The sequence below is a fragment of the Candidatus Leptofilum sp. genome, assembly GCF_965223525.1.
Lineage (GTDB): Bacteria > Chloroflexota > Anaerolineae > Promineifilales > Promineifilaceae > Leptofilum.
Genome location: NZ_OZ245005.1, coordinates 1219237 through 1244665, shown reverse-complemented (window position 1 = coordinate 1244665; position 25429 = coordinate 1219237). Strand labels below are relative to the sequence as shown.

Genomic DNA, 25429 nt, shown 5'->3' with positions numbered 1-25429 from the left:
ACGACATATACTTTAATCATGAAAAACTTCTTCAGCCGCTTCCGCACCTTGCAATGGAAACTGACCCTCTCTTACACCTGGGTGACGACGGCGGTGGCAGCGGCCGTTTTTCTCATTATCTTCCTCATTGCCGCCTCCGTCATCGGCCTGTTCATTCCTGATGTGGCCACCGCTTTCCAGCCCGTGCTGCGCCCGGTGAATGCCCAGATTGCTGAATTTTTAGCCCAAGACCCCCCTAACCTGGACGGCCTACGCGCTTGGCTAGACAGCTCCCAACAAGGGGACGAGTTCCAGGTTGAATCGTCCAGTGGCGTTGGCGTCAGCAACGTGCGCTTTTCCGATGTCTTGTTTGCGGCCGTGGTAGACCCCGCAGGCAACCTACTGGCGCTGGAACCGGGCGACAATTTGAGCCAGCCCGTGGCAGCGTTACTGTTTGAGGAGGCTCTGCCCGCTTACGAACAGGCTTTGCTCGGAGAAAGCGATCCGGAATTGGTAACGGCCGTTCACCCTGAAACCAATGACATTTTTGTGGCCGTTCCTTCATTTGGTGCAGATCAAGAGCTGTTGGGGGTCTTCTTTCTGGTGATGGATTTACCCAGCGGCAATTCAGACGTGTTTACTGCCAACACCATTTTAGGCATTTTGCCGCTTCTGTTCATCATCTTTGCGCTGGCAGGTGGGGTAGGTACCATTTTTGGTTTTATTGCTTCACGCAGCTTCAGCCGCCGCCTGCGCCAGCTAGGCCAAACAGCCGAATCGTGGAGTCAGGGCGATTTTTCTGCTTATGTGCAGGATGAGTCTGGCGACGAAATCGGCCAACTGGCACGGCGGCTTAACCAAATGGCGGAACAGCTACAAAATCTGGTGCAAACCCGTGCTGAACTGGCCACTCTGGAAGAGCGCAACCGACTGGCGCGTGATTTGCATGATTCTGTAAAGCAGCAGGTGTTTGCCACCGCCATGCAGCTTGGTGCCGCCCAAACCATGCTGGAAAGTGACCTGGCGACCGCCAAAACCCATCTGCAAGAGGCAGAACAGCTTGCACGGCAGGCACAGCAGGAGCTAACGGGGCTTATCCAAGAGCTGCGACCCGCTGCTTTAGAAGGCAAGGGACTGGGCGAGGCGTTGCGCGGCTATGCCGCAGATTGGTCACGCCGCACGTCCATTGCTGCCGATGTGAAGATTTCTGGCGAACGGCCGTTACCTCTGCAAGTTGAGCAGCCCCTGTTCCGCGTGGCGCAAGAGGCGTTGGCCAATGTTGCCCGGCACAGCGGAGCCAATCGTGTCACGCTCCATCTGGCCTGGCAAGACGACACCTTTACGATGACGATTAGCGACGATGGGCAAGGCTTCGATACGGAAGCCACCGCCTACGGTCTGGGGCTGAGCAGCATGCAAGAGCGGTTGGCGGCTGTAAACGGCCGTCTCGCCACACACAGCATGCCAGGGCAAGGCACACAGCTCACCGCCACTGTGCCTCTACAATCGTAGCCGCGGATTCTTTCCGCGTGAAAACTGCGCGGTTAAGAAACCGCTTTAGGAAAAATATGAGTGAGAAAATTACAGTTTTACTAGTGGATGATCACAAAGTAGTGCGGCAGGGGGTGCGGGCGTTTTTGCAAACCCAGGCAGACATCGAGGTGGTGGCAGAGGCAGATTCAGGGGCAACGGCCGTTGCCCTCGCCGCTGAACACGCCCCAGACGTGGTGCTAATGGATTTAGTGATGCCCGGCATGGATGGCGTGACAGCCACTCGCCAGCTCAAGGCACAAAGCCCACGCACCCAAATCATCATGCTCACCTCCTTCCACCAAGACGAGCATATTTTCCCGGCCATTCGCGCCGGGGCGCTTTCCTACTTGCTCAAGGATATTGAACCCGCAGCGCTGGCCGATGCCGTGCGCCAGGCAGCCCAAGGGGAAGCAGTGCTGCATCCGCGTGTGGCAGCCCGCGTGGTGCAAGAGCTGCACGGCTCACGGCAGGAATCCGTCAACGTTTTTACTGAACTGAGTGACCGGGAAATGGAGGTGTTGCGCCTCATTGCTGACGGAGCAAACAACAGCAGCATTGCCGATCAGTTGGTCATCAGCAAAAAGACGGTGAAGAGCCACGTGAGCAATATACTTAGCAAGCTACATCTGGCTGACCGCACGCAAGCGGCCGTTTTGGCCTGGCGCGAGGGGGTTGTTAGGCGAGGGGATGCTTAAGCCCACACAAGTGTCATCATTTAGGAAACGGCCGTTGCTGCTGCCAAAACCTCGCGCACCGTTTCAAGTAGTTCATTGACCGTGATGGGCTTGCACAGGTAACGATCTGCGCCAGCAGCTAATCCTTCTTGCACCGCTTTGTACTGCGTTTTGCCGCTTAACATCACAATAGGCAGTTTGGCATATTGGGAAGTGGATCGCAACTGCTTGCAAAGGCTCACACCATCCAGTTCAGGCATCATCACGTCCAAAATCATCAAATCGGGGGTTATCTTGTTCAGCCTGTCTAGAGCATCCAGGCCATCTTCCGCTTCTGCAACGTCAAAGTTACCAGTTTCTAGCATATGCCGCAGCAGCATACGTAAGTTGGGCTCATCATCCACGACTAAAATTGATTTCTTCACAATTGCTCCTTCGAAAGTAATTTCACCACAGAGCACACCAGGAACACAAAGAAAATCTGTTGATTTTCATTTATGGCGTTGAGCTGGCGCTCAGGTCGTTTCCTCTGTGGTATGTTTAACTGCTCATTCCGCACTGTATTAAACCATGCTGCTGCTGCACTTTACAGCTTTTGCAGCAAGAAAACATAGCCAGAAAGTCCTACTACAGCAGAAAGAGCCGGCAAGCAATGACCACCACGACGGCAATCCAGCCGGTGCGCTGCGAGATTGTGAGCAGGCGCTGACTGGCCCAATTAACTGAGCGGGATTGCTGGTATCGGTTTTGCTCTTGGGCATCATTAGCCCATACCCACAGCAGCATGAGCGCGGCAGGCAAGAACACGAACAGGATGAGGGGAAGCAGCAGCGAGAGGGGAAGTACGGCCGTTACAGCTGGCTGCCAAATTGCTAACAAAACAATGGCTGTCAGGTGGGCTAGCTGATCCAGAATAAAGCCAGGCCATTGTGGCTCGCCCGGAAAGCGCACTTTAATCCAGTCGGTTACAAAATGGGCAACGCCTAGCACCAGCAGCAAATCTATGTGCTGGGCTGGGTTTTGCAGCAACAAGCCTGTCATGATCAGGTGGATGCCTACATGAAGCGCCAGCCCGACATTGCCAGCAACCTTCAGGCGAAAAATACGGTTGGTTTGCAGTGGGAAATCAGCTAATAGGTGGGCTAACAATAAAGTGAAAAATGTTGTCATTAAACAAAAACCATCTGCCAGGAAACAGTTGCAAGGTAGGGGGCAGATGGATTGGCTACAAGCACCTTGGTTTGCCTGGCAGAACACAATTTAAGTTATCAAATAGCGATGCCAGGGCATCGTAACAAAGTACAGGTTTGGGAATAAATTGGCTGCATACGGCCGTACGTTGCCAGTGTGAATCAGTTGACAATCCAACATAAAAGACCTGCAAATGACCAAAAAAGTCACTAGCGGGTCTGCTTATTCACGTCAGGTTCACTAATTTTTAGGCAATGGCAGGGGTTTGGTGTAAGAAGGTATCGTCTGAAAGCTGTTGCAAAACAAAGGCGGCAACATCGGCGCGGGAAACTTGCCTGCCACCAATGTCCGGATCAAGACCAAACGCGTAGTCGCCCGTGGCCGGCCCGTTGGTGAGGCCGCCAGGGCGCACAATGATCCAATCCAGGTCGCTTTCACGCACAAACTGCTCTTGCCGCTCTTTATCTTCATACGCTTTGCGAAGCACCGTTTTCATCAGCATCTTGAAGGAGCGGGAAACACGATCCCTGCTATCCCCCACCCCCAAAGCAGAGACAACCACCAGTCGCTGAATATGTTGCTTGGTCATGCCCGCAATAATGTTTTGCGTACCGTCAGACACAACAAAATCGGGATTGTGGGCGGTATTGCCCAGCGAACAGCAGACAGCTTCTGACCCTGCTAACGCTTCTTCAACCTTTTCCAGATTGAGGACATCCCCAATAACCAGATATAGTTTGTCATGTTTTACATGGAGTTTGGCTGGGTCGCGCACTAGGACGGTGACTTCATGCCCGGCATCGAGTGCCTGTTTGACAATTTCTTGTCCAGTGCCGCCCGTTGCGCCAAATATGGCTAATTTCATCGTGGTTTGCCTCGCTTTTTCTTCCTTGTCCTTATTGCGCTTAATTATTGCTAAAAATGAATTTTTTGGCTATGGCTTGCGGATAACGGCCGTCGCAAAAAGACAAAGACCGGCACCAACGCAAGTATGGAAAGCGCCATCCCTAGCCAATACGGGTAACGCGGGTTCATGGCAAATACAATACCCCCCAACGCCGTGCTAAAAATGGTGGCCAGGCTAATGGTAGATTGATAAAGACCCAGCACCCCGCCCCGAACCTCATCTGGCACAGCGCGGGTAGACAGCGATTGCAACGGCGGCATCATCAGCCCCATGCCAATTGGGAACAAGATGGAACCGGGTACGCCATGCCAGGGCACTATGGCAATGGCCAGGGTAAACATGCCCACTGCACGCAGCGTGCCGCCAATAATCACCAGATTCGTTTCACCAAACCGGGGTAGCACCCGCCGAATGAGAAAGGTTTGGGTTAAGAATTGAGAAAGTCCAACGATTGCCAATAAAATGCCAATGCCCAAATCTACAATTTGGTCGCTGTAATCGGCAAAAAGCACCGCATCCCCAAACAGGGCAAAGGTCGCTTGCAGCAATCCCAGCGCAAATTGACCAATGAAGGCAACCAATAAAATTGCCAAGAGCGGCGCGTTTCGGAGCACTTCGGCTGGGGCAAGGCCGCCCCGCCGTGCCGCGCGGTTTTTCATGCGTTGTTCCAGGGTGAGCGTTTCTGAAAGCGTGCGCCAGGTCAATAAGACGGTTAGGCCTGCCGCCACCGCCGCCATGAAGAAGGGTATGCGTGGCCCAAAGGCGGAAGAAAGGGTTCCCCCCAGCGCGGGGCCAAAGACAAAACCCAGGCCAAAGGCAGCAAAAATGTAGCCAAGTGATTCAGTGCGCTTTTCTGGTGGGGTAATGTCGGTGATGTAGGCTTGAGCCACAATGATGTTGCCGCCGGTGATGCCATCTAGAATGCGGGCAATGAACAGCACCGCCACGTTGGGCGCAGCCCCGATCATGATGAAGCTGATGACGGTGCCAATTTGGCTAATGATGAGGACGGGGATACGGCCGTATTTATCCGACAAACGCCCAATCACAGGCCCTGCTAAAAATTGCGCGGCAAAAAAGGAGGACAGCAGCAGCACATTATACTCTGGCCTAATTTCAAACTGGCGCTGGGCATAAAGCAGCAAAATGGGCAACGCCATCGCTGCCCCAACCATTTGCACAAACACAATGAGCAAAATGGTAAGCAGCCGTCTGTCTATATTTCGTAAATTCATGAACAATTAGGCTGCTGGATGGGCTGGCAGCTCTTCTGTAGAAGATAACGGAATACGCTATACGTTATTCTACTCATTGGATGGGGGAACGGCCGTATCTGCCCTAGCGTCCGTCATAACCATGCTTTCTTGCAGGCGGGCAATATGCAATTGGTCGAGCTTCTGCTCATATTGGGCACCCACTTGAGCAAAATAAGTAGACAAATCGCGCCAGGCCAAGGCCATTTGGGAGCGCGTGCGGGCCATCATTTCATCTTCCTGCTTGCGCCGCAGCCAGCGCCAGCTAGAGCGCAGAATGTGCCGCACATTAGCCACCACCTCCTGCGCCAACTGCGTCAGCGGGCTGGTTGTCAGCTCGTCCAAGACTTGGTGCAGTGCCTGTGCCGCCAACGCTGCCCCTTCCTGATGATCCAAATCGCCGCGCTCGATCATCTTGTCTAGTAAATAGGCACGATGCCAATAAAAACTGAGCTTGTCTGTTGCTTCCTTCACCGTTAGAAAATACAAAATCGTGCGGTAAGTGCGCTTGAGCAGCAGCCAAATCAGCTCCAGCGGCCACAGCAGGCAGCCCAAGCAGCTAAACTGGCTGCTATTTATTTGGCGGACGGTTTCTGAAGGGAGGGTACGGCCGTTCCGTCTGGCAATCGCTTGCGGCATCCGCCGCTTAAAAATCCACTCGAACAGCAAATCCACTAGAGGAATCGGGATGAGGAGCGCCAAACCAGCCAACGTAGCGTCTACGTAAATCGCCCAATCAAATTTCTCGTCCCGCAGCTCAGTCTCCAATCTCTAATCTCCAATCTCACTATGTCGTACTGTCTTCGGCCAAGCAGGGTCTAAAAAAGTTTGTATTTCAATCAGATAGCCATTGGGATCACGAACAAAGCATTGGTAAATGTTGAACTTTTCATTAAGCGTCGGTGGCTTTTCGATGGTAACTCCCTGCCCCACCAAATAATCGTGCCAGCCGTCTACGTCTGGCGTCACCAAAGTAAGCATGATGTGGTTGGTGGCAGGTGGCGCGTCCATATGCTGCCCCAGCGTCTGGCAAAAGCCCAAATAAGCGTCGCCACCGCTGGCGTAAATGTGGCAGATCCCCTGATCCAGCACCAACTCTAGGCCGAGGATGTTTTCGTAGAAAACGGCCGTTTCCACCAAATCGCGCGCATGTAAAAACGTTACCTGCTGTTCAATTGGGGGTCTTTTATTCATAAATTGGCTATGCGAATCCAAATCAAGGTAAAATGATACTGGGCAAATATAGCTCATAGTGCAACATTGTCCACAGTTCATCTGTTAACCATGATGAAAAATTCACATCGCCTTCTACCCCATCCCCGCTGCCAGAACCGTCCCCGGATGGCCCCGAAGCGTCTCCCCACCAATTGCCTTCTGCTTCAACGAGCGTACCACTCAAATTCCGCAGCCCCGTGCTGCCGTTGCTGCTAATACCCGAACTGCTAATGGAAACTGCGGGCGCTCCGTTGTTTTCTACTAAAATCCCATCCGTCCCGTTTTGGGCGAATTGACTGCGAACGGCCGTTACCATCCCGCCCACTACCCGCAACCCCGCAAATTCAGCCTGGGTCAAAGTTACATTTTCTAGCAGGGCGTCTGCGGTATTGTTAATAGTCAGATTGTGGTTGCCAAAGCGAACGGCCGTATTTACCAAATCAACCTCGCCATTAATTATCAGTCCCAGCCAATCGCCAGCAGTTGCATTGCTACCAGAGGTGAGCGTTACAGGTTGGGCTAAAGAACCACGGGTAAAAAGACTGCCATTCACGACAAACTCCTCCGCCCCATCCCCAAAACGCAATTCCACACCTGGCTCCACTGTGAGCGTGATACCTTCTGGCACCACAAATTGGGCAGGCGGCGTTTGCGAACTACTGCCATCGGCAAATTCATACCATTCTAATCCCGGCTGGGCTGTTAGCTTGACATCGGCCACAATCGCATCCTGTCCACCCTCCGTATCAACCAGCACGCGGTTAAAAGCATTATTACTGAATGTGAGATTATTCATCTCGACCCGATGTAGTGACGGCGGCACGATGAGCATGGGGTAGTCACCCATATCTTCCAGCGTACTGTTTTGGATAATGATGGGCCGGTCTGACTCACCCACAACTGCGAGGCCTAACGTTGGGCTGCCTTTGAGCGTGGTTTGATTGAATGCAACCGTACCCGCTGGCAACACAATCACCGAAAAAACACCCCCTGCACTTTCAGGAACCGCTTGCCAGATAACCGGATCAGTTGCCGTGCCATTGGCTGCCACATGCCCTGCTACCTGCACGGTACTCAGCATCATCAAATTTGTGCCCGGTTCCAATGTCAGCGTAATGCCCTCTGGCACCGTAAAAACAGTAGGAATATCGGTATTTAGTTCTTCGTATCCCTCCAAACCGGGCTGCGGCTCTAGGGTTGGACTACCCGCAAGGGCAAGATTTCCGCTGGCCGTTTCGATACCCACCCGATTGGGGACGTTGTTGCTAAACGTCACGTTGTCCATTTTTAGCCGGTGCAGGGCATCGGTATTCACAACAATTGGGTAAACAAGATTTTCTTCCACAACGCTATCTGCTAAAGAAACATCTCCGCCGATGCTGCCAGAAATAAACAGCGCCGTGTACGCATGGCGCAAGGTGGCGTGGGCAAAGTTGGCAGAACCGGACACGGCAATGCCAGACCAGTTGTTGCTAGCCAGATCGTCAATTGAGGTGAAGAGGATGGGATTTACGGCCGTACCCACTGCTTCCAAATGCCCCTGTACATCCAAATATTCTCCCATGTCTGGCACCATGATTGTCACGCCCGCTTCCACCGTCAGCGTCACACCTGCTTCTATGGTGACCGTGTCGGTGAGAATGTAGGGGCTGTTGGCGAATGTCCAGGTGGTATCGCTGGTAATAGAACCCCCGACATCAATCATTGGCGGTTTGGCTTGCACGCTACAGGAAAATGTATGCCAGAACAAGAGTAAACTCACCAACGGCAATAAGATGCTTATCAAAACAAAACGCTTTCTCATCTTAAAAACCCTCCCGATCGAATGATTGTGTCTGCCAAAACCCGCTCATCTTCTCATCTACAGCGAGGTTTGCCAACGCTCTGCACCAATGTTCCTGTAGCTGCCAAAGCAAAATCAGGCTTGAAGAGATCAACAACCCTAAAACAGCACGACGGTACATAGCACCTCCTAACAACGCATTATTTAACTAGAAAGTAAGCATCAGTGGAAAACGGCCGTTACCTAGCATACAATAACAATAGAAAAACAGTACAATAAGAGGCTTAAATAATGAATTACGGGCAAATAGAGATACGGCCGTTTCGCCCCCAAGATCAAACGGCCGTAAAACAACTTATCCTGGCTGGTCTGGCCGACCATTGGGGTACGCTTGATCTCACCCTCAACCCCGATCTCAACGATATCGCCCACAGCTATCAGGGAGAAACTTTTTTACTGGCAGTACAAAATGGAGAAATTGTTGGTTGTGGAGCTTTGATTACTGAAAATGAGGAGAGGGGATACGGCCGTATCGTCCGTATGTCAGTCAAAAAAGCCAATAGACGGCAGGGAATTGGTCAATTAATTTTGGCGCATTTGGAAACGGCCGCAAAACTCCGTCAATTCTCAAAAATCGTCCTCGAAACCACCCAAACCTGGCATAATGTGATTGCCTTCTACCAGGCCAGCGGCTACCAAATCATCGGCCACTGGGGCGGCGACACTCACTTCGAGAAAACAGCTTAATCGCCCGCAAACCAAAACGCCTCCACCCGCTCATCAGACGAATTGCGCCGCGACCAACTGTAAAAACTCACCCAGCCAAACGACAACAACATCCCCAGCCCTGCAAAAAAGAACGCCACCCCATTCAGGCTCCACATCGGCGAATCCTGCAGCACACCCGCCAACAAAATAGAAACCGACTGCGTAAGCGTCAACATAGCAAATTCAAAAGCAAACACCCGCCCCCGATAACGATCCGGCACCACAATTTGCAACAAAACGGCCGAAAATACCCACATCGTCCCACTGCCCACCGTACGCACCAACGTCGCCAGCAAAAATAAGCCAAAAGTCGGAGCCACACCCAATCCCCAAATACCAACCGACACCAACACCATGCCAATGGCTGAGCCAAGAATTAATCTTGGTGGGCGACTCCCCAGCCAACGCCGCATAAACAAAGGCCCTAAGCCAGTTCCCAAACCACTAATCACATAAATAATGCCCAGCGATGCCGTCCCCCCATCCTCAATACGCAACGTCTCCGCCAAAGAAAACATAGTCAAAGGGAACACATCCTCTGCAAAACTAATCTCCAACACATTCACAGCCCCCCATACCAATGAACCCGCTGCTTTAATTAAGCTGAGGATCAGCAGATACGGCCGTCCCCACAAATAACGAAACCCATCTACAAAATCTAGCCAACCGCCTTGGCCACCTTCACCCTCTACAGATTCTTTCGCCCGCAACACAACACGACTAATAAACCAACCTGAAAGCAAAAACGTAAATCCATCCAATATAAAAGCCGTCTCTGCCCCAAAAACGGCCGCAACAATCCCCCCAAAAAACGCCCCCAACGCCAGCATCGTACTCCACGTAAAACTATCCAGTGCATTGGCTGTCACCAACTCCTGACGATCAACAACCATCGCCACCACAGCAGAACGCGCCGGCGTAAACAGCGCACTCAAAGCAAACTGCGCCACCGTCAGCAAATAAAACAGCCAAACCTGCCCCGTTATCCCCACAACCAAGAAGCCCCAAACCACAATAGCCCGCAAAACATCAGACACCACCATCAACATCTTGCGGTCATACCGGTCAGCCAAAACCCCAGCCAGAGGACTAAAAGCAAACAAAGGCAAAAAACGCGCCAAAAAAAGGTAGCTAATAGCTACCCCAGCACTGCTCAACTCCGTTATCAACTCAGCCGCAGCAATCAGATTAAACCAATCACCCAGCAGCGAAACAACATTGCCCAACCATAAATAGCGGTAATCCTTGTTCCGCCTCAACAGAGAAATATACTCTTGCATCAAAGAACCTATTCAAATAGAGATTAATTAGAGGAAAGGAGGAAATGAACTACCCTGCCACAAACAGCAGGGCATCAAATAGAATCTTTTCGCCACAGATGGCGGGGTATTCAAACCCTTTATTTAGGGTAAATAAAAAGGCCTCTTGGCAATGACCTACTCTCCCAGGGGGTCACCCCCCAAGTACCATCAGCGCTAGCGAGCTTAACTTCCGGGTTCGGGATGGGACCGGGTGTACCTTCGCCGCTCAAATCACCAAGAGACCTTCTTATAAACAAATTGGGTCGTCTTCGTCTAAAACTAAATAGCAATCAATCTAAAATCATACAACGTCAGAAAACCGAAGTCTCCGTATCAAGTGGAACGTAAGCCCTCGACCATTAGTACGGCTTAGCTAAATACATTACTGCACTTACACATGCCGCCTATCAAGCTAGTAGTCTCCTAGCGGTCTTACTCCAAAATGGATGAGGGATCTAATCTTAGGGCGAGCTTCCCGCTTAGATGCTTTCAGCGGTTATCCCTGCCAGACGTAGCTACCCAGCGATGCCGTTGGCACGACAACTGGCACACTAGAGGTCTGTCCACCCCGGTCCTCTCGTACTAGGGGCAGCTCCCTTCAAATCCCTTACGCCCACAGCGGATAGAGACCGACCTGTCTCACGACGGTCTGAACCCAGCTCACGTACCGCTTTAATGGGCGAACAGCCCAACCCTTGGGACCTTATCCAGCCCCAGGATGCGATGAGCCGACATCGAGGTGCCGAGCCTGGTCGTCGATGTGAACTCTTGGACCAGACTAGCCTGTTATCCCCGGAGTAGCTTTTATCCGGTAAGCCACGACCCTTCCACTCGGAATCGTGGGATCACTAAGCCCGACTTTCGTCCCTGCGCGACTTGTATGTCTTGCAGTCAAGCTCGCTTGTGCCTTTACACTCTACGGCTGGTTTCCATTCAGCCTGAGCGAACCTTTGGGCGCCTCTGTTACACTTTCGGAGGCGACCGCCCCAGTCAAACTACCCACCAGGCACTGTTCCCATACCGGGTAACGGTTATAGGTTAGAGCCAAAACTTAGCCAGGGTGGTATTTCAACGGCGGCTCCACCGACACTAGCGTGCCAGCTTCAAAGCCTCCCACCTATCCTACACAAACTAAGCCCTAACTCAATGCCAAGTTGTAGTAAAGCTTCACGGGGTCTTTTTGTCCAGCTGCGGGTAACGCGCATCTTTACACGTACTTCAATGTTCGCCGAGTCCTTCGTTGAGACAGTGCTTCTCTCATTACGCCATTCGTGCGGGTCGGAACTTACCCGACAAGGAATTTCGCTACCTTAGGACCGTTATAGTTACGGCCGCCGTTCACTGGGGCTTCGGTTCAAAGCTTCGCACGCCGAAGCGCACTAACCTCTCCCCTTAACCTTCCAGCACTGGGCAGGCGTCAGCCCCTATACATCGTCTTTCGACTTAGCAGAGACCTGTGTTTTTGTTAAACAGTTGAAGAAGCCATTTCTCTGCGGCCTCCGCCAGCTTCGCTTAATTGCTAACCAGCAGAGGCCCCCCTTCTCCCGAAGTTACGGGGGAATTTTGCCGAATTCCTTAACGAAGGTTCTCTCGATCCCCTTGGTATACTCTACCCACCTACCAGTGTCGGTTTGCGGTACGGTCACTTAAATATCAACGTTTAGAAGTTTTTCTCGGCAGCTTGGCTCAATCACTTCTGGCTCTATAGGCACCGCCATCACGCTTCAGATTCAGGGTACGGATTTGCCTATACCCATCTTTATCCTAGACGTTTAGCACCCCAATCCAATAAGGGGCTGACCTACCAAACTGCGTCCCTCCATCACTCCAAATAAGTGGTTCCGGAATATTAACCGGATATCCATCACCTACGCCTTTCGGCCTCGGCTAAGGACCGACTAACCCGACGCGGATTAACCTTCCGTCGGAAACCTTAGGTTTACGGGGAACATGTTTCTCACATGTTTTACGCTACTCATGCCAGCATTCTCACTTCTGTAAGCCGCAGATATCCTCTCGGTTACCCTTGTATCTCTTACAGAACGCTCTCCTACCATCAACGATTCAAAGAATCGCCAATCCGTGGCTTCGGTACTATGCTTTAGCCCCGTTACATTTTCCGCGCAAAAGCGTTTGACCAGTGAGCTATTACGCACTCTTTAAAGGGTGGCTGCTTCTAAGCCAACCTCCTGGCTGTCAGAACACTCTCACATCGTTTCCCACTTAGCATAGATTTGAGGACCTTAGCCGTCGGTCTGGGTTGTTTCCCTCTCGACTATGAAACTCATCTCACATAGTCCGACTGCCGCGCTATAGAATACAGGTATTCGGAGTTTGGTTGAGGTTGGTAAGCTTGCGCCCCCTTGCTCATCCAGTGCTCTACCCCCTGTACTAAACACGCGACGCTAGCCCTAAAGCTATTTCGGAGAGAACAAGCTATCTCCAAGTTCGTTTGGCATATCACCCCTACCCACACGTCATCCCCTAATTTTGCAACATTAGTGGGTTCGGCCCTCCACGAGAGATTAATCTCGCTTCAGCCTGCACATGGGTAGCTCACTTGGTTTCGTGTCTAATTCCAGCGACTCTATTGCCCTATTCAGACTCGCTTTCGCTGCGGCTCCGTCTGTTTCTGACTTAACCTTGCCACTGAAATTAACTCGCTGGCTCATTCTCCAAAAGGCACGCCGTCACACCTTTGCGTTCCGAAGAACGCCATAGTGCTCCGACCGGTTGTAAGCACACGGTTTCAGGTTCTATTTCACTCCCCTTACCGGGGGTCTTTTCACCTTTCCTTCACAGTACTTGTACGCTATCGGTTGTCAAATGTATTTAGCCTTGGGAGGTGGGCCTCCCAGATTCCGACAGGGTTAGCGTGCCCCGCCGTACTCAGGAACATTGCGAAAGTTTATTTGGTTTCGTATACAGGACTGTCACCTTCTATGGTCTAACTTTCCAGAAAAGTTTTACTGCCAAATAAATTTATCACTTTCATATGCAAGTCCTACAACCCCGTTACCATAAAGATAACGGTTTGGGCTGATCCCCTTTCGCTCGCCACTACTCAGGGAATAATCTCTTTTCCTAGGGTTACTAAGATGTTTCAGTTCACCCCGTTCCCTCTGTTATCCTATGTGTTCAGATAACAGTACCAGGGCATCGACCCCTGGTGGGTTTCCCCATTCGGACATCCTCGGATATAGCGTCTGCACACAACTCCCCGAGGCTTATCGCAGTGTACCACGTCCTTCATCGGCATTTGACACCAAGGCATCCACCGTGCGCTCTTAGTAGCTTACACACATGATACGGAGAATTCGATTTTCTCACGTACATTGTTTCTTGTTTCTTGATGCACAATTTGTAGAAATTTTGCGATTACTATTTAGTTATTAAAGAACAATGGCTTAAAAAGCCATCCACTTACCTAAGTAACTGGCTTTTGGAAAATATTTAAATTAGTTCCCAAAAGCTAACCACTTAGAGTTTTTATCTTATAAATGAAAAAAGCCCAGCATTTAGCCGGACTTCACAGTTTGGCAAACTATGTAGGCGACTAAATTTCAATAAGATAAAAAATTTGCTGCTTAATCAAAATTAGTTAAATACCTCAAATATTAAACTAAATCATGGAGATGAGGAGGCTCGAACTCCTGACCTCCGCCGTGCAAAGGCGGCGCTCTCCCAACTGAGCTACATCCCCGAAAAGGTGGGCCTGGTTGGACTCGAACCAACGACCTCTCCCTTATCAGAGGAACGCTCTAACCAGCTGAGCTACAGGCCCTTAGTTTTCAAACAACACGGCAACAAACAAGCTGAAAATGTTAATAAAGAGCAAATTTCAACCTTGACCGCTGAAGAGTGACAAAAACAAGGTAAAGTTGGGACACCTTGAATAAACAAGATGTTTGACCTGGAGTGTACAAAGTTTCTCAACTTTGCAGATACTCCTTAAAAGGAGGTGATCCAGCCGCAGCTTCCGCTACAGCTACCTTGTTACGACTTCGTCCCAGTTACCGACCCCGCCTTAGGCGGCTGCCTCCGTTAGGTTAGCCCACCGACTTCAGGCGTTGCCAACTTCCATGACGTGACGGGCGGTGTGTACAAGACCCGGGAACGTATTCACCGCACTGTTGCTGACGCGCGGTTACTAGCAACTCCGACTTCATGCAGGCGAGTTGCAGCCTGCAATCCGAACTGAGACCGGCTTTGGGGGATTGGCTCCGCCTCGCGGCTTGGCAACCCATTGTACCGGCCATTGTAGCGTGTGTGTAGCCCAGGACATAAAGGCCATGCTGACTTGACGTCATCCTCACCTTCCTCCGGCTTATCACCGGCAGTCTCGTTAGACACATGTAACTAACGACGAGGGTTGCGCTCGTTACAGGACTTAACCTAACACCTCACGGCACGAGCTGACGACAGCCATGCAGCACCTGTATAGCCTCCCCGAAGGGTCGTTCATCTTTCGACTCACTACCAGCTATATGTCAAGCCCTGGTAAGGTTCTTCGCGTAGCCTCGAATTAAACCACACGCTCCGCTGCTTGTGCGGGTCCCCGTCAATTCCTTTGAGTTTTAGCCTTGCGGCCGTAGTCCCCAGGCGGTCAACTTAATGCGTTAGCTACAGCACAGAAGGGGTCAATAACCTCCTACGCCTAGTTGACATCGTTTACGGCTAGGAATACCGGGGTTTCTAATCCCGTTCTCTCCCCTAGCTTTCGCATCTGAGCGTCAGGAATGGCCCAGAGAGCCGCCTTCGCCACTGGTGTTCCTCCCGATATCTACGCATTTCACCACTACACCGGGAATTCCACTCTCCTCTACCATCCTCAAGTTTCCTAGTTTCGAACGGCCTCTCCCAGTTGGGCCGGGAGCTTTCACGTCCGACTTAAAAAACCGCCTGCATGCGCTTTACGCCCAGTAAATCCGGATAACGCTTGCCTCCTACGTTTTACCGCGGCTGCTGGCACGTAGTTAGCCGAGACTTATTCCTGGGGTACCGTCCTTTCTCTTCCCCCAGAAAAGGAGTTTACAACCCGAAGGCCTTCATCCTCCACGCGGTGTTGCTGCCTCAGACTTTCGTCCATTGGGCAATATTCCTTGCTGCTGCTACCCGCAGGTATCTGGTCCGTGTCTCAGTACCAGTGTGGGGGGTCACGCTCTCACGCCCCCTACCCGTCTTTGCCTTGGTAAGCCATTACCTTACCAACGAGCTGATGGGCCGCAGGCCCCTCCCGGAGCGCCGGAGCTTTAGTCATTGCTTTCTAAGTGCAAAGACATCTGGGGTATTAGCCACCGTTTCCAGTGGTTGTCCCCCTCTCCGGGGCAGGTCACCTACGTGTTACTCACCCGTTCGCCACTCTCACCTTCAGACGAATCCAAAGGATCCCGTTCGACTTGCATGCATTAGGCACACCGCTAGCGTTCATCCTGAGCCAGGATCAAACTCTCCATAAAGAGAATTTATATCCGTGGTATTACCACAGAACTACTTTTTGATTTGACTCTAGAACCCAAGCTTTACTGTCTTGTTTTCATCACTCTTCAGTTGTCAAGGTGCTTTACAAGTTACCGCGCTATTTGCTGTAGTCAGCAGCATAGAGAACAAAAAACGACTCTGAGCGAGCCGCTTCACTATCTTGCTACCTCTCTTAATGCTCTTAAGCTGGGTGTACACTTGTGATGGATGTTTTGCTTTTTGCAACGACATCCGCTGTAATCAACAGCGCAGTAATCTACCATAGTTTTTTTGCACTGTCAAGAACAATTTTTAGTTTTCTTTGAGTGATTTTTAGAAGTTATCTATACCACATCAACGAGGCGGGATTATAGCGACGGCCGTTTCCCATGTCAAGCTGATTTCAAAGGGATTTCTGCATTTGTCTGACATTTATGCCAGCTTACTACAGTTTATCTCGCTCTCTTGTAACTTTGCCTACTTATTATATATAAGGATTTTCGGCAAACTTTTTTGATCGTACAATTGTTTCAATCTATTGGATATATTTTGCTATAAAATCATTGGTTTGGCTTATATTTATCCATATTCTAGCAATTATAGGGCGTTTGATTTGCGAACAAAAAATTGGGCAGATCAGCCTGCTTCTGACCTAACTTTTGTGCAGACTAATACTGAAACCAACTTCTTTGACGGATAGATCGTTTGCAAGTGGTTTCAGTTTAACATTCTGCTCAGATGCGCTACCCGTCAATATTTGTTGGTCGGAACACTAGGCGTAAATTTCGATAATCTGTTTACGAAGCTCTTCGACGATTTCAAACTGTTGTATAAGAGGGTGATCTTCAACGAGTTGTTCAAGCAGGGAAAGAGCTAAACTGAACGTTTGGCTGCGATTAGCCCCAAAAACAGCATTCAAGGTGCCATGCGAACGGCCGAGTTCGATAACCTGTTGGGGAGAAACGCGGATTGAGGTCCAGCTCGGCTCTTTTTCATCTTTTGATGGCAAGGGAAGATCCCACAGAAGATAGAGTGATTCTAGATCGGTGATACCTTCTGGCATTTCGCGGTTGCGATCGGCAACGGCGCGGCGAAGGGCTTCGAGGCGTGCTGAAAGAACGGTGATAGAAAGGTCGGGAATGTCAGCGCGGCTGATGCTGCCTCCCAAAAGGCCAGCAAGCTGTTTCATCTGTTTTTTTTGGGATTTGGTTAAGGCAACGTAGACATTTTGCCGACTGACGTTGCGTGACGGCCGTCCCCGTTTCGGCTTTTCTTTAAGCAACGCAGCCAAAGTGCTGGCGCGTTCTTTTGCCTCACTTTCAGATCTTCCTTTCTCTTGGCTCATGACCTTCGTTTACCCTGGTGCTCGACGGTAATCATCATGTTGCTCCAGGAACTCATTGACAAACGGCGCATCGATCTGCGTGAGGTTGTCGTGTGTTAGAAATTCCAAGCAGAGATGAAGACATAAGAGGCAAATGCTGCGCGGGTAGCCGCGTGTTTCTCGCCAAATGGGCAAGACGGCTTCATCTGTAAACAAAACGCTTTGCTTAGAATCTCGACCGGCAGCCAGCAGCCGATACTCTATCAGCGATTTGGTGTCATCTGGTGTCAGCGGGTCGAGGGATGAGCGGGTTGCCACTCTGTCGTTAAAGTCTGGCGATTCACGGAGGTTAATATCTAGCTCTGGCCGGCCTAATAAAATGAGCTGATATGCTTTGCCGCCGCGTGGGTCTCTGAAGTTGAGCAAGCGACGCAATTCAACGAACTGTTCTGGACTAAGCTCATGCGCCTCATCCACGATAATGAGCGGCAACACGCCCCTTTCACTTTCTTCCACCAAAAAGGCACGGAATTCATTAAGTTGGTCTTCTGTGGCGCGGCGGGTGCGTAGACCAAACTCGGCGGCTATGCGCCGTAAAAGCAATAGCCCGCTCTTTTTGGGTGCCTCGTCAATTTTGGCGGCCGTGAAGTCGGGGCGTCTGTCGTACCGACTGTGGAACCAGGAGGCGAGTGTTGTTTTCCCTGTGCCAATTTCACCAACAATAACTGAAGCTCCCTGCCCGGCTTCTACCATGTAGCTCACTTTCGAGAGTGCGCGCCTGGTTTCTGTGGATAAGTACATAAATCTGGGGTCTGCTTCGATGGTAAATGGGGGAACAACAACGCCTAGCCTATCCCAATCAGGGGAATATTGATTGAAATCAAGTGTAAAAGGTGGCGATTCGCTCATTGCAATATGGTATACAAGTCAGATTCGGTTGTCAAGAGGGGGATAAATGGTATATTTTTTGTGTTATTAAGGATATAAATCGGTGAATTTCTAAATCTATATGCTATAGATTAGTTGACATAGGTGATTTATTCTGATAGACTGGCCGCAATTACAGATTATGTATATCAAAAATGAGGCAAACTGCAACTATTTGTGCAGATGTACGCGATGGTTGATCTATTGCATTTAATCTGTTGTCTCAGGGTTAGGGCAACGGCTTCTTCGCCTTTGTGCAAGGCAAGAATTTCCCGCCGACACGCATTTTCTGTGAGGTTGTTCGTCTGATTTTTAACTTTACGAACAAATAAAAAAAGGCCAAGCGTCTAAACGCCTGGCCTTGATTTGTATAAGCAAGCTACCATTTCAAACTGTTTTGGTGCCGCCAACACCTTTTTAGACAGTGCCCCTTAATTGGGGAGGGGGATTTTTTGTCCCCAGGTAGCTCACTAATGCTGGGTAGAAGCATATCATAGGGCTATCGGCCTGTCAATGGATCGGATTGTGACGGTCTGATGTTGGCAGGCGTGGTTAAGGTTGCCTTCTGCCCGCGAAGTTGAGCCGTTTGTGGGCAAGTTGGGTTCTGCCATTTCGAGCGAACTGCAGGCCGCGCAGCAGCGTTTATTGCAACTGCGGGCGCAGCTTCACGCTTCTCGTTCTCAATCTGGGGAGCTGCAAGTCTCCATTTCTGAGGCAAAGAAAGGCAACGAACGGCCGTTCACAAACACCCTCTCCTTTTCCCAATTACCATCCCATCTTGGCTGGGAAAGCACGGCCGTTACGCAGACCGTTCGGCGAGAGCGACCACAACAAGCCAATCAGCCTAGCGCTACGGCCGTCTCAACGGAAACGGCCGTTTCTCATCCCCCCACTCTGCCCAAACAGATCAAGCTGTACCCAGACATCGCCATTGCCCTGCTGCGGCAAGAACAGGCGGCAACGGGTCGCCTGTGGCTGTTGCTGCAAGCGGTGGACGTGGCACGCTGTGGCTGGGTGGACGAGCGCCGAGCGCGGCAGCTATTTACCAGCAGGCGCGGCGCGTTGCGCTTTTGCGGTACACGGCAGCTACGCAACTTATTGGCTCAGGGTGATGATATTTTTTGGGTACGGGGGAACGGCCGTATCTGGCTAAGATCTGTGGCAAGAGTAGCAATTGGCCTGGACATTCCTCGACTAAAAATGCGACCTGTAGCGCTGCCTGTTTCTGTTTTACGGCAGAAGATTGGCATGGTGCGGGCACATCTATATGCCTCGTTTCACAGCAGCCGCACGCGGCCTAATCACCGTAAAAAGCCAATCTCTCGCGAAACAGTCGAGCAGTTAACAGAGGTGCAGCCGCGCACCCAGCGTCGCTACGAGCGCAAGGCAAAGGTAAAGCGGCAGGCGCAGTTTGCCATCGGCGCAACGGCAAGCCCAGACAGTTTGCAGGCGCGTGGCTGGGAGCAAGGCTGGGCGACGTTTCAGTTTAAGGATTTCAAGGGACGACAAGGGCCGCAGGGCAAAAGCTATGTGGCCTGGCAGCTACCAAATAGCTACGTTGGGCCGCATGCCCAACTGCCAAAAGGACACCAAAAGCGGATCAATCGGACATTGACAGACCTGTTTATGCAAGGGATGACGGGGAACGGCCAATGTCCATCGGTGGCGCGGCGATTTTTTGACAACGGCCGTTTAGCAGCAAAATCGTACCTACGAAATTCAGAGCAAGATCATTACTGGCGCATAGTTGGCAACCAACGTTACCAACTATGGCAGGTGATGGAAAGTTGCAATTTGAAGTGATCACTATTTTTTTAAGTTCATGCGGAAAAAATGATCCGCCATTCTAGGGATAAAATGATATTATTGGCGAATGATTAAAAAACCAGATATTCACGTTCTTGACCTACATTTTCAGGGATTAACAGAAATAACGGCCGCTTACCTCGTGGTTGGTTCTAAGGGACCAATTTTGATTGAAACGGGGCCTGGCTCGACGTTAAACACACTCTTGAGCCAGATTCGGCAGCATGGATTTGAGCCTGAACAGATTAAACATGTGTTGGTAACGCACATTCACCTGGATCATGCAGGCGCGGCGGGCTGGTGGGCACAGCAAGGTGCACAAATTTACGTTCACAGCTTTGGGACGCGACATCTTATTGCCCCAGAAAAATTGTTGGCCAGCGCAAAGCGCATTTATGGCGACAAAATGGACACGCTTTGGGGCGAAATGCTGGCTGCACCCGCTGAAAATGTCACAGAAGTTTTTGATAATGATGTTTTAGAAGTGGCTGGCCTGACTATCACCGCATTGGAAACGCCAGGTCATGCGCGACACCATCATGTTTATGTGATTGACGATGTCGCTTTTACCGGGGATGCTGCGGCCGTTCGCCTGCCAGCCTTTAATTTGCCAGATATTCCAGCACCGCCACCAGAGTTTGATTTAGAAACATGGGAAGCAACGCTGGACAAACTGTTGGCACATAACTTTCGGCAAATTTACCCAACCCATTTTGGCTGTGTGGATAATGTTGAGGGACATTTGTTGACTGTAAAGCGATTGGTACGGGAAACGGCCGTCTTCATCCAACAAAAAATGCAAGAAACCCTTAACCGCAATGACATTGTGACTGCTTACGAAAATTGGTTTGCCAAGCGTGCCAAAGCTGCCGGATTATCTGATGAGGCAATTGCCCAATATGCTACAGCCAATCCACTTTACATGAGCGTGGACGGCATCATGCGCTACTGGCAAAAGCGGCTGCAGGCGTCGTAGGTACGTTGAGGGTAACGCGCGTGAACTGGTGAGCGGCCGTATCTACCACCACTTCACCACCCACAACGGCCATCATGGTGCTGTGCAAGGCTAGCCCCTGACCAGACCCGGCCGTATTGCTGTTGCCCAAGCCCACACCATCGTCGGTGATGGTAATGGCAAGTTGGTTAGTGTATTGCATATTGATTTTGAGGGTTAACGGCCGTTCCACCTGCCCGCCCCTGCCATGTTTGGCTGCATTCCGCACCACCTCCCGCGCTGCATAAAAAACAACTTCGGCTGTAAGCGTTGGCAACGTTTTGGCTGCCTCTTGAGCCTCTGTTGAAATTTGCCAATGAACCGCATCGAATACCGTGGAAAAATCATTTTCCACGATGCGCTGGAAAGCGGTGACGAAGCCCAGCCTCGCAACTTCGGGTGCGGTGGTGGTAGGCATGTCGTGCAGCAGGTCAGAGATTTGCTTGTGGGCATCGGTCATGAGTTTGAGCGCACGCTCTGTTTTTTCGTTGCCTGATTGTCCGTTAGTAGCTGCACTACTCAAGGCAATGAGCGCAGCTTGAATGTCTGGCAGAATGTCGTCGTGCAAGACGCGGCGGGTTTTTTGGTCAATGATTTGGGATTGCGCCAGCCGCTGCCGCTGAATTTCCATGAGGCGGCGGGACATTTCGGCACTGGCATGGGTGTCTATGAGCCGCTCGCTGATGACGCGGGCAATCTCAATCTCTTCTTGCGTGTACAGACCCCGATCGCTTTTTTCACCCAGCAGCAGCACCCCAGATAGTCCGCGCTCACTCCAGAGTGGAATGGCCCAAACGGCCGCACCAAACTCATCGGCGTCCAAAGAAATCATCTCGTGCTCTGCGCCGCTGAAGCGGTGGGTGATATTGGCAAGTGAAGGCAACGGTGGTGCCGAAGCAGGGTAGCGAATTGGCTGGCCAACCAGGGGAGCCATCGGGCCTAAAGCGGCGAGGTAGGCAACGCGGGCATCCAGCACATCAGCACAGAGGGCGTAAAACGGGGTGATAAAATCCACTTCTTGCGGGTCGGTTTGGGCGATGAGCTGCTCTACGAGGCGGTTGCTGGCGACAAACGGCCGTAATCGTGAAATATACTGCTCCCGTTCGGTAAAAGTACGCCAGCTTACCATTGCAAAAAAGAAGGTCATAAGCATGGCAGTGAGGAGGAGGGAGTATAACGACCGTAACTGAATGGCAATCGTACCGCCAATGGCAATGCCATACCCAATGGCCAGCATTACGGCCTGCCGCCACTGCCGCTTTAGTCCGCCACGCGGCAATGTTTTGCCGGTAAACACCTCATACGAGACAACCGCGCGACCCAGCAACACAATGACCACCGCAATAATGCCGGAAATGAGCAAGTCTAGAATGGCAATCGTGAGTTGCGCTTCCAGATAAATTTCCAAAAAGGTGCGCTGGCGGGCATCTTGCACAATCCACAGCACTACACCCGTGACCAGCAGCGTTACCACCATCAGTGCCAATGAAGCGGATGAGAGCCACGGCTGGGCACGCCGCCGTGCCACCAAGCCCATGACGCGACGAGAAGCAGCCGGTTGGCGCAGCGCATCTAACGACAGCCCGATGCACAGCAGCACATAGGCAGAATAGCCCGCCGCCAGCAGCGGAATGCCAGCAATTGAGTAGCGAATAAAACCACGCAGCGGATTTAATTCTGGTGCGGGGAAAGCCAGCAGCACAACGCCAGCGAACAAGGCCACCAACCCAAACAAGAGCATGCCTGTGATGATAGTAAGCCAGATTCTTTGTCGCTGATGCAGGCGATTACGGGGGACGTTCCAGTAGCCTGCGTACCAGAGCATGATGATGTACCAAGCATAGGGCAGCATGATGGCCGGAACCAGTCCGACCGTCCACCAAAAAATCATGTTGCGCCAGGTGAGGCTAGTAAGCCCCAGACCAATAATGGCGGTGTGGCTAACAAAGAAGAGCGCGCCCAGCAGCAGCCCGACCGTGGCAATCCACACCCCCCAATCCCGCCGCTCTGAGTTGAAGACAACGGTAAGCCCCAGCCAGGTAAGCAGGATGGTGTTGAAGAGGCTTACGGCCATGATGGCCCAGTCGAGGAGGAGGATGTCACTCATTTCGGTAATCCGTAATCGGTGGTCGGTAATCGGTTTACTGTTTTACCGATTACTGATAACCGATTTCCGTCTATTCCCAGGGAATCCAGTCGCCTTGTTCGTTGAGGATGTGGGGTATGCCGTCTTCGTTCCACTGGATGAACTGGCCTGCGTTGAGGATGATGGCGACGCGGGTACGAGCCACTTTTTCGTCAGTGGTGGTGTCGTTGAGGCCCCAGGCGGTGTAAATTTGGCCGTTGATGCGGCTGATGGTGCGCTTGTCGCGGAAGCCCATGCGGCTGGCGATCTGTTTGTTGCTCATGCCTTGGGCCACCATACGAGCCACGGCTTGCTCGTTGGGTTCCAGGATGTCCATTGGGGCATTTTCATCTTTGCGGCGCACTTCCTGCACGCGAGATTCAATATCTGGGTCAATGAAGGAACGGCCGTTCACAGCATCCTCCAACAGCGGCACAATCATCATCGGCAGGAGGTAGTTCGATTTGCGGACGTAAGCGTAATGGCTAAGAATGCCGCTGCGGCGAAAGGCACGATAATATTCATCGTCGTCCTGGATGGAGTAAAAAACGACGGGGAGTCTGGGAAATTCGCGCCGGATGGCAACGGCCGTTTCTATGCCATTCATCACCCCCGCTAGCTGCACATCCATCAAAATGACGTCTGGCGTCTGTTCCAGGCAAAATTCCAATGCTTCTTCACCTGTGGGGCAGTCGTGAATGACTGATACCGTGCCTAAATCTTCCAGACCAGCTTTGAGTGCTGGTCGTAATTTTTCGTTGTCTTCCACAATGAGTAATTTCAGCATATCGGTAACATCCTTCATTTGGCTGAAACAGGTCAAGCACTTGAGTGCGTTTTGTTCTGCAATTAAAGCGTCGTTAGCCACCCAACAAAACAGCTAACATGAGCCAAATACTGAAGCAAACTTCTTTTGACAGGTAGCAATTTCGGAAGCTTGCTTCAGTTTAACTGTTCCGAACTTGATCTGGTATTCGTTAAAGAAAAGATTGTTTGTCGGAACAGTAGTTAGCCTGTAAGGAGGATATGATGCAAATAACAGCCGAATCAATTATCAAGAGTAGTGAAGCATTGTGTAACGATGTTGTCAATGATGTGGCTCTCAAAGCGAAGTTGGTGCAATTGACAGGCATTGTTTTGGTCGGCGGTGCCATTTATGGCTTTTCTATGGGACTGCGCCAATCACTGTTACAAGCGGCCGTTTCTGCCTTAAAAGTGCCCGCTCTCTTTTTTATCACCTTACTTATTTGCTTATCAACCCTCCACTTTTTGGGGTTGCTATTTGGTTCGCGCTTATCTTTAAGCCAAACTTTGACGGTATTACTTACGGGCGTGGCAGTGAACTCTGTGTTGCTAGGCTCTTTTGCCCCAATCTCGCTATTTTTCCTGCTTAGTGGCTCCAGTTACGAATTTTTAATGCTGATGCACGTAACCATTTTCATCATTTGCGGGGCGGCTGGGCTAACGTATATTCACAAAAACTTCCACTACATTCGCCAACTTTCTGGTGATGATTCCTCAAATGCAGGCTTTTTGCTGCCCATTTGGATGATCCTTTATATGTTTGTCGGGTCACAAATGGCGTACATTTTGGCTCCGTTCGTGGGACGGGAATCTACATTTCTACTATTCCGCATCCCGCAAGACAATTTTTACACTTATCTTTGGGAAATTATCTTGCAACTGATGCGCTAGCATGCCAATTTTTTTACGGGAGCTTACCATATGCAGCTAAATAATCGTCATAATAAAACGATAAGGAGGCAACGGCCGTTTCTTATCCTGATCCTCATTTTGTTTACCGCCACCGCCCTGTTTCCGTTTGGCTGGCTGGCAACGGTCTGGCCAGGCTTCAGAGCCGTGGCTGATTTCATCTTTGGTACACAAATTTCGCACATTATTGGTCATTTTGCCGTTTTTGCGCTGATGGGGGGCGGTATTTTGTGGTTGTTTCCCAGCTTGCGGCAACGATTCTGGCTGTATTTTGGTATGATGCTGCTGCTGGGCATCACGCAAGAATTTCTTCAAATTGCCTCCTTCAAGCATATCATCCCCGCTTTTAATGAAGTTCTGGATTTGACAGTGGACATGCTGGGGGCGGTCACAATTTTTTACGTCTGGCGTAAGCAAACAGAGACTGGAGATTGAGGCGACAAAAATCTCCCTTAATTTGGAGCCAACATGGAAAC

Annotated in this window: 19 protein-coding genes, 2 tRNA genes and 3 rRNA genes; 7 read left to right on the top strand and 17 right to left on the bottom strand. The window is 51.0% G+C overall.

What is annotated here, in order from left to right; translation table 11 throughout:
• Nucleotides 1-18: 18 nt before the first annotated feature.
• Nucleotides 19-1491 (top strand): histidine kinase, encoded by a 1473-nt coding sequence (locus ACOQPM_RS22415; protein WP_420630617.1) that lies wholly within the window; start codon nucleotides 19-21, stop codon nucleotides 1489-1491.
• A gap of 56 nt (nucleotides 1492-1547) precedes the next feature.
• Complete coding sequence (locus tag ACOQPM_RS22410; RefSeq protein ID WP_420630616.1) at nucleotides 1548-2207, top strand: response regulator; 660 nt, start codon at nucleotides 1548-1550, stop codon at nucleotides 2205-2207.
• 20 nt (nucleotides 2208-2227) lie between these two features.
• Here the strand turns inward: ACOQPM_RS22410 and ACOQPM_RS22405 are convergent, their stop codons facing one another.
• From ACOQPM_RS22405 to ACOQPM_RS22375, 7 genes are all read right to left on the bottom strand, one after another.
• Nucleotides 2228-2611 (bottom strand): response regulator, encoded by a 384-nt coding sequence (locus ACOQPM_RS22405; RefSeq protein WP_420630615.1) that lies wholly within the window; start codon nucleotides 2609-2611, stop codon nucleotides 2228-2230.
• A gap of 202 nt (nucleotides 2612-2813) precedes the next feature.
• Entirely contained in the window at nucleotides 2814-3356 is a 543-nt protein-coding gene (locus tag ACOQPM_RS22400) for a DUF3307 domain-containing protein (protein WP_420630614.1), read from the bottom strand.
• 268 nt (nucleotides 3357-3624) lie between these two features.
• Nucleotides 3625-4242: an NAD(P)-dependent oxidoreductase gene (locus ACOQPM_RS22395; protein WP_420630613.1), complete on the bottom strand. Its 618-nt coding sequence runs from the start codon at nucleotides 4240-4242 to the stop codon at nucleotides 3625-3627.
• A 50-nt stretch (nucleotides 4243-4292) separates the two neighbouring features.
• Complete coding sequence (locus ACOQPM_RS22390; RefSeq protein ID WP_420630612.1) at nucleotides 4293-5519, bottom strand: MFS transporter; 1227 nt, start codon at nucleotides 5517-5519, stop codon at nucleotides 4293-4295.
• A 69-nt stretch (nucleotides 5520-5588) separates the two neighbouring features.
• Nucleotides 5589-6305, bottom strand: coding sequence for a hypothetical protein (locus ACOQPM_RS22385; protein WP_420630611.1), 717 nt, complete (start codon nucleotides 6303-6305; stop codon nucleotides 5589-5591).
• Nucleotides 6306-6308: 3 nt separating this feature from the next.
• Nucleotides 6309-6731, bottom strand: coding sequence for a VOC family protein (locus tag ACOQPM_RS22380; RefSeq protein WP_420630610.1), 423 nt, complete (start codon nucleotides 6729-6731; stop codon nucleotides 6309-6311).
• A 22-nt stretch (nucleotides 6732-6753) separates the two neighbouring features.
• Nucleotides 6754-8556, bottom strand: a complete 1803-nt coding sequence (locus tag ACOQPM_RS22375) for a hypothetical protein (RefSeq protein ID WP_420630609.1) — start codon at nucleotides 8554-8556, stop codon at nucleotides 6754-6756.
• 270 nt (nucleotides 8557-8826) lie between these two features.
• Between ACOQPM_RS22375 and ACOQPM_RS22370 the strand changes: the two genes are divergently transcribed.
• Nucleotides 8827-9282 carry a GNAT family N-acetyltransferase gene (locus tag ACOQPM_RS22370; RefSeq protein ID WP_420630608.1) on the top strand — a complete coding sequence of 152 codons (456 nt, stop codon included), beginning with the start codon at nucleotides 8827-8829 and terminating at the stop codon, nucleotides 9280-9282.
• On the opposite strand, the gene ACOQPM_RS22365 is transcribed toward ACOQPM_RS22370, so the two are convergent.
• The 8 genes from ACOQPM_RS22365 to ACOQPM_RS22330 all read right to left on the bottom strand — a co-directional run bounded on the left by ACOQPM_RS22365 (nucleotide 9279) and on the right by ACOQPM_RS22330 (nucleotide 18297).
• Entirely contained in the window at nucleotides 9279-10583 is a 1305-nt protein-coding gene (locus ACOQPM_RS22365) for an MFS transporter (protein WP_420630607.1), read from the bottom strand. The genes ACOQPM_RS22370 and ACOQPM_RS22365 overlap by 4 nt on opposite strands.
• Before the next feature lie 143 nt (nucleotides 10584-10726).
• A 5S ribosomal RNA gene (gene rrf / locus ACOQPM_RS22360) occupies nucleotides 10727-10843 on the bottom strand.
• A gap of 101 nt (nucleotides 10844-10944) precedes the next feature.
• A 23S ribosomal RNA gene (locus ACOQPM_RS22355) occupies nucleotides 10945-13905 on the bottom strand.
• Between the two features lie 329 nt (nucleotides 13906-14234).
• Nucleotides 14235-14307 (bottom strand) — tRNA-Ala (locus ACOQPM_RS22350).
• 7 nt (nucleotides 14308-14314) lie between these two features.
• A tRNA-Ile gene (locus ACOQPM_RS22345) sits at nucleotides 14315-14388 on the bottom strand.
• A 170-nt stretch (nucleotides 14389-14558) separates the two neighbouring features.
• Nucleotides 14559-16063 (bottom strand): 16S ribosomal RNA (locus tag ACOQPM_RS22340).
• Together the 16S, 23S and 5S rRNA genes with 2 tRNA genes alongside form the textbook arrangement of a ribosomal RNA operon.
• Nucleotides 16064-16836: 773 nt before the next feature.
• Nucleotides 16837-17409, bottom strand: a complete 573-nt coding sequence (locus ACOQPM_RS22335; protein WP_420630606.1) for a hypothetical protein — start codon at nucleotides 17407-17409, stop codon at nucleotides 16837-16839.
• Between the two features lie 9 nt (nucleotides 17410-17418).
• Nucleotides 17419-18297 (bottom strand): ExeA family protein, encoded by an 879-nt coding sequence (locus ACOQPM_RS22330; protein ID WP_420630605.1) that lies wholly within the window; start codon nucleotides 18295-18297, stop codon nucleotides 17419-17421.
• A gap of 576 nt (nucleotides 18298-18873) precedes the next feature.
• On the opposite strand from ACOQPM_RS22330, the gene ACOQPM_RS22325 reads away from it, so the two are divergent.
• On the top strand, nucleotides 18874-20118 hold the full coding sequence (locus ACOQPM_RS22325; protein ID WP_420630604.1) for a hypothetical protein: 1245 nt from the start codon (nucleotides 18874-18876) through the stop codon (nucleotides 20116-20118).
• 70 nt (nucleotides 20119-20188) lie between these two features.
• A complete protein-coding gene (locus ACOQPM_RS22320; RefSeq protein ID WP_420630603.1) occupies nucleotides 20189-21097 on the top strand; it encodes an MBL fold metallo-hydrolase in 909 nt (302 codons plus the stop codon).
• On the opposite strand, the gene ACOQPM_RS22315 is transcribed toward ACOQPM_RS22320, so the two are convergent.
• Both ACOQPM_RS22315 and ACOQPM_RS22310 read right to left on the bottom strand, forming a co-directional pair.
• The gene (locus ACOQPM_RS22315; RefSeq protein ID WP_420630602.1) at nucleotides 21060-23222 is read right to left on the bottom strand and encodes a sensor histidine kinase; all 2163 of its coding nucleotides are present in this window, start codon (nucleotides 23220-23222) and stop codon (nucleotides 21060-21062) included. The two genes, ACOQPM_RS22320 and ACOQPM_RS22315, sit on opposite strands and share 38 nt — an antisense overlap.
• Before the next feature lie 70 nt (nucleotides 23223-23292).
• Nucleotides 23293-24045, bottom strand: coding sequence for a response regulator (locus ACOQPM_RS22310; protein ID WP_420630601.1), 753 nt, complete (start codon nucleotides 24043-24045; stop codon nucleotides 23293-23295).
• Nucleotides 24046-24266: 221 nt separating this feature from the next.
• On the opposite strand from ACOQPM_RS22310, the gene ACOQPM_RS22305 reads away from it, so the two are divergent.
• Both ACOQPM_RS22305 and ACOQPM_RS22300 read left to right on the top strand, forming a co-directional pair.
• Entirely contained in the window at nucleotides 24267-24935 is a 669-nt protein-coding gene (locus ACOQPM_RS22305; protein ID WP_420630600.1) for an actin-binding WH2 domain-containing protein, read from the top strand.
• A gap of 30 nt (nucleotides 24936-24965) precedes the next feature.
• The gene (locus ACOQPM_RS22300; RefSeq protein WP_420630599.1) at nucleotides 24966-25388 is read left to right on the top strand and encodes a hypothetical protein; all 423 of its coding nucleotides are present in this window, start codon (nucleotides 24966-24968) and stop codon (nucleotides 25386-25388) included.
• Nucleotides 25389-25429: the final 41 nt, after the last annotated feature.

Bases quoted from the DNA above. Each gene is read 5' to 3' on its own strand.
- ACOQPM_RS22415 (WP_420630617.1), top strand. From the start codon at position 19: ATGAAAAACTTCTTCAGCCGCTTCCGCACCTTGCAATGGAAACTGACC.
- ACOQPM_RS22410 (WP_420630616.1), top strand. From the start codon at position 1,548: ATGAGTGAGAAAATTACAGTTTTACTAGTGGATGATCACAAAGTAGTG.
- ACOQPM_RS22400 (WP_420630614.1), bottom strand. From the start codon at position 3,356: ATGACAACATTTTTCACTTTATTGTTAGCCCACCTATTAGCTGATTTC.
- ACOQPM_RS22395 (WP_420630613.1), bottom strand. From the start codon at position 4,242: ATGAAATTAGCCATATTTGGCGCAACGGGCGGCACTGGACAAGAAATT.
- ACOQPM_RS22390 (WP_420630612.1), bottom strand. From the start codon at position 5,519: ATGAATTTACGAAATATAGACAGACGGCTGCTTACCATTTTGCTCATT.
- ACOQPM_RS22380 (WP_420630610.1), bottom strand. From the start codon at position 6,731: ATGAATAAAAGACCCCCAATTGAACAGCAGGTAACGTTTTTACATGCG.
- ACOQPM_RS22375 (WP_420630609.1), bottom strand. From the start codon at position 8,556: ATGAGAAAGCGTTTTGTTTTGATAAGCATCTTATTGCCGTTGGTGAGT.
- ACOQPM_RS22370 (WP_420630608.1), top strand. From the start codon at position 8,827: ATGAATTACGGGCAAATAGAGATACGGCCGTTTCGCCCCCAAGATCAA.
- ACOQPM_RS22365 (WP_420630607.1), bottom strand. From the start codon at position 10,583: ATGCAAGAGTATATTTCTCTGTTGAGGCGGAACAAGGATTACCGCTAT.
- ACOQPM_RS22335 (WP_420630606.1), bottom strand. From the start codon at position 17,409: ATGAGCCAAGAGAAAGGAAGATCTGAAAGTGAGGCAAAAGAACGCGCC.
- ACOQPM_RS22330 (WP_420630605.1), bottom strand. From the start codon at position 18,297: ATGAGCGAATCGCCACCTTTTACACTTGATTTCAATCAATATTCCCCT.
- ACOQPM_RS22320 (WP_420630603.1), top strand. From the start codon at position 20,189: ATGATTAAAAAACCAGATATTCACGTTCTTGACCTACATTTTCAGGGA.
- ACOQPM_RS22315 (WP_420630602.1), bottom strand. From the start codon at position 23,222: ATGAGTGACATCCTCCTCCTCGACTGGGCCATCATGGCCGTAAGCCTC.
- ACOQPM_RS22310 (WP_420630601.1), bottom strand. From the start codon at position 24,045: ATGAAGGATGTTACCGATATGCTGAAATTACTCATTGTGGAAGACAAC.
- ACOQPM_RS22305 (WP_420630600.1), top strand. From the start codon at position 24,267: ATGATGCAAATAACAGCCGAATCAATTATCAAGAGTAGTGAAGCATTG.
- ACOQPM_RS22300 (WP_420630599.1), top strand. From the start codon at position 24,966: ATGCAGCTAAATAATCGTCATAATAAAACGATAAGGAGGCAACGGCCG.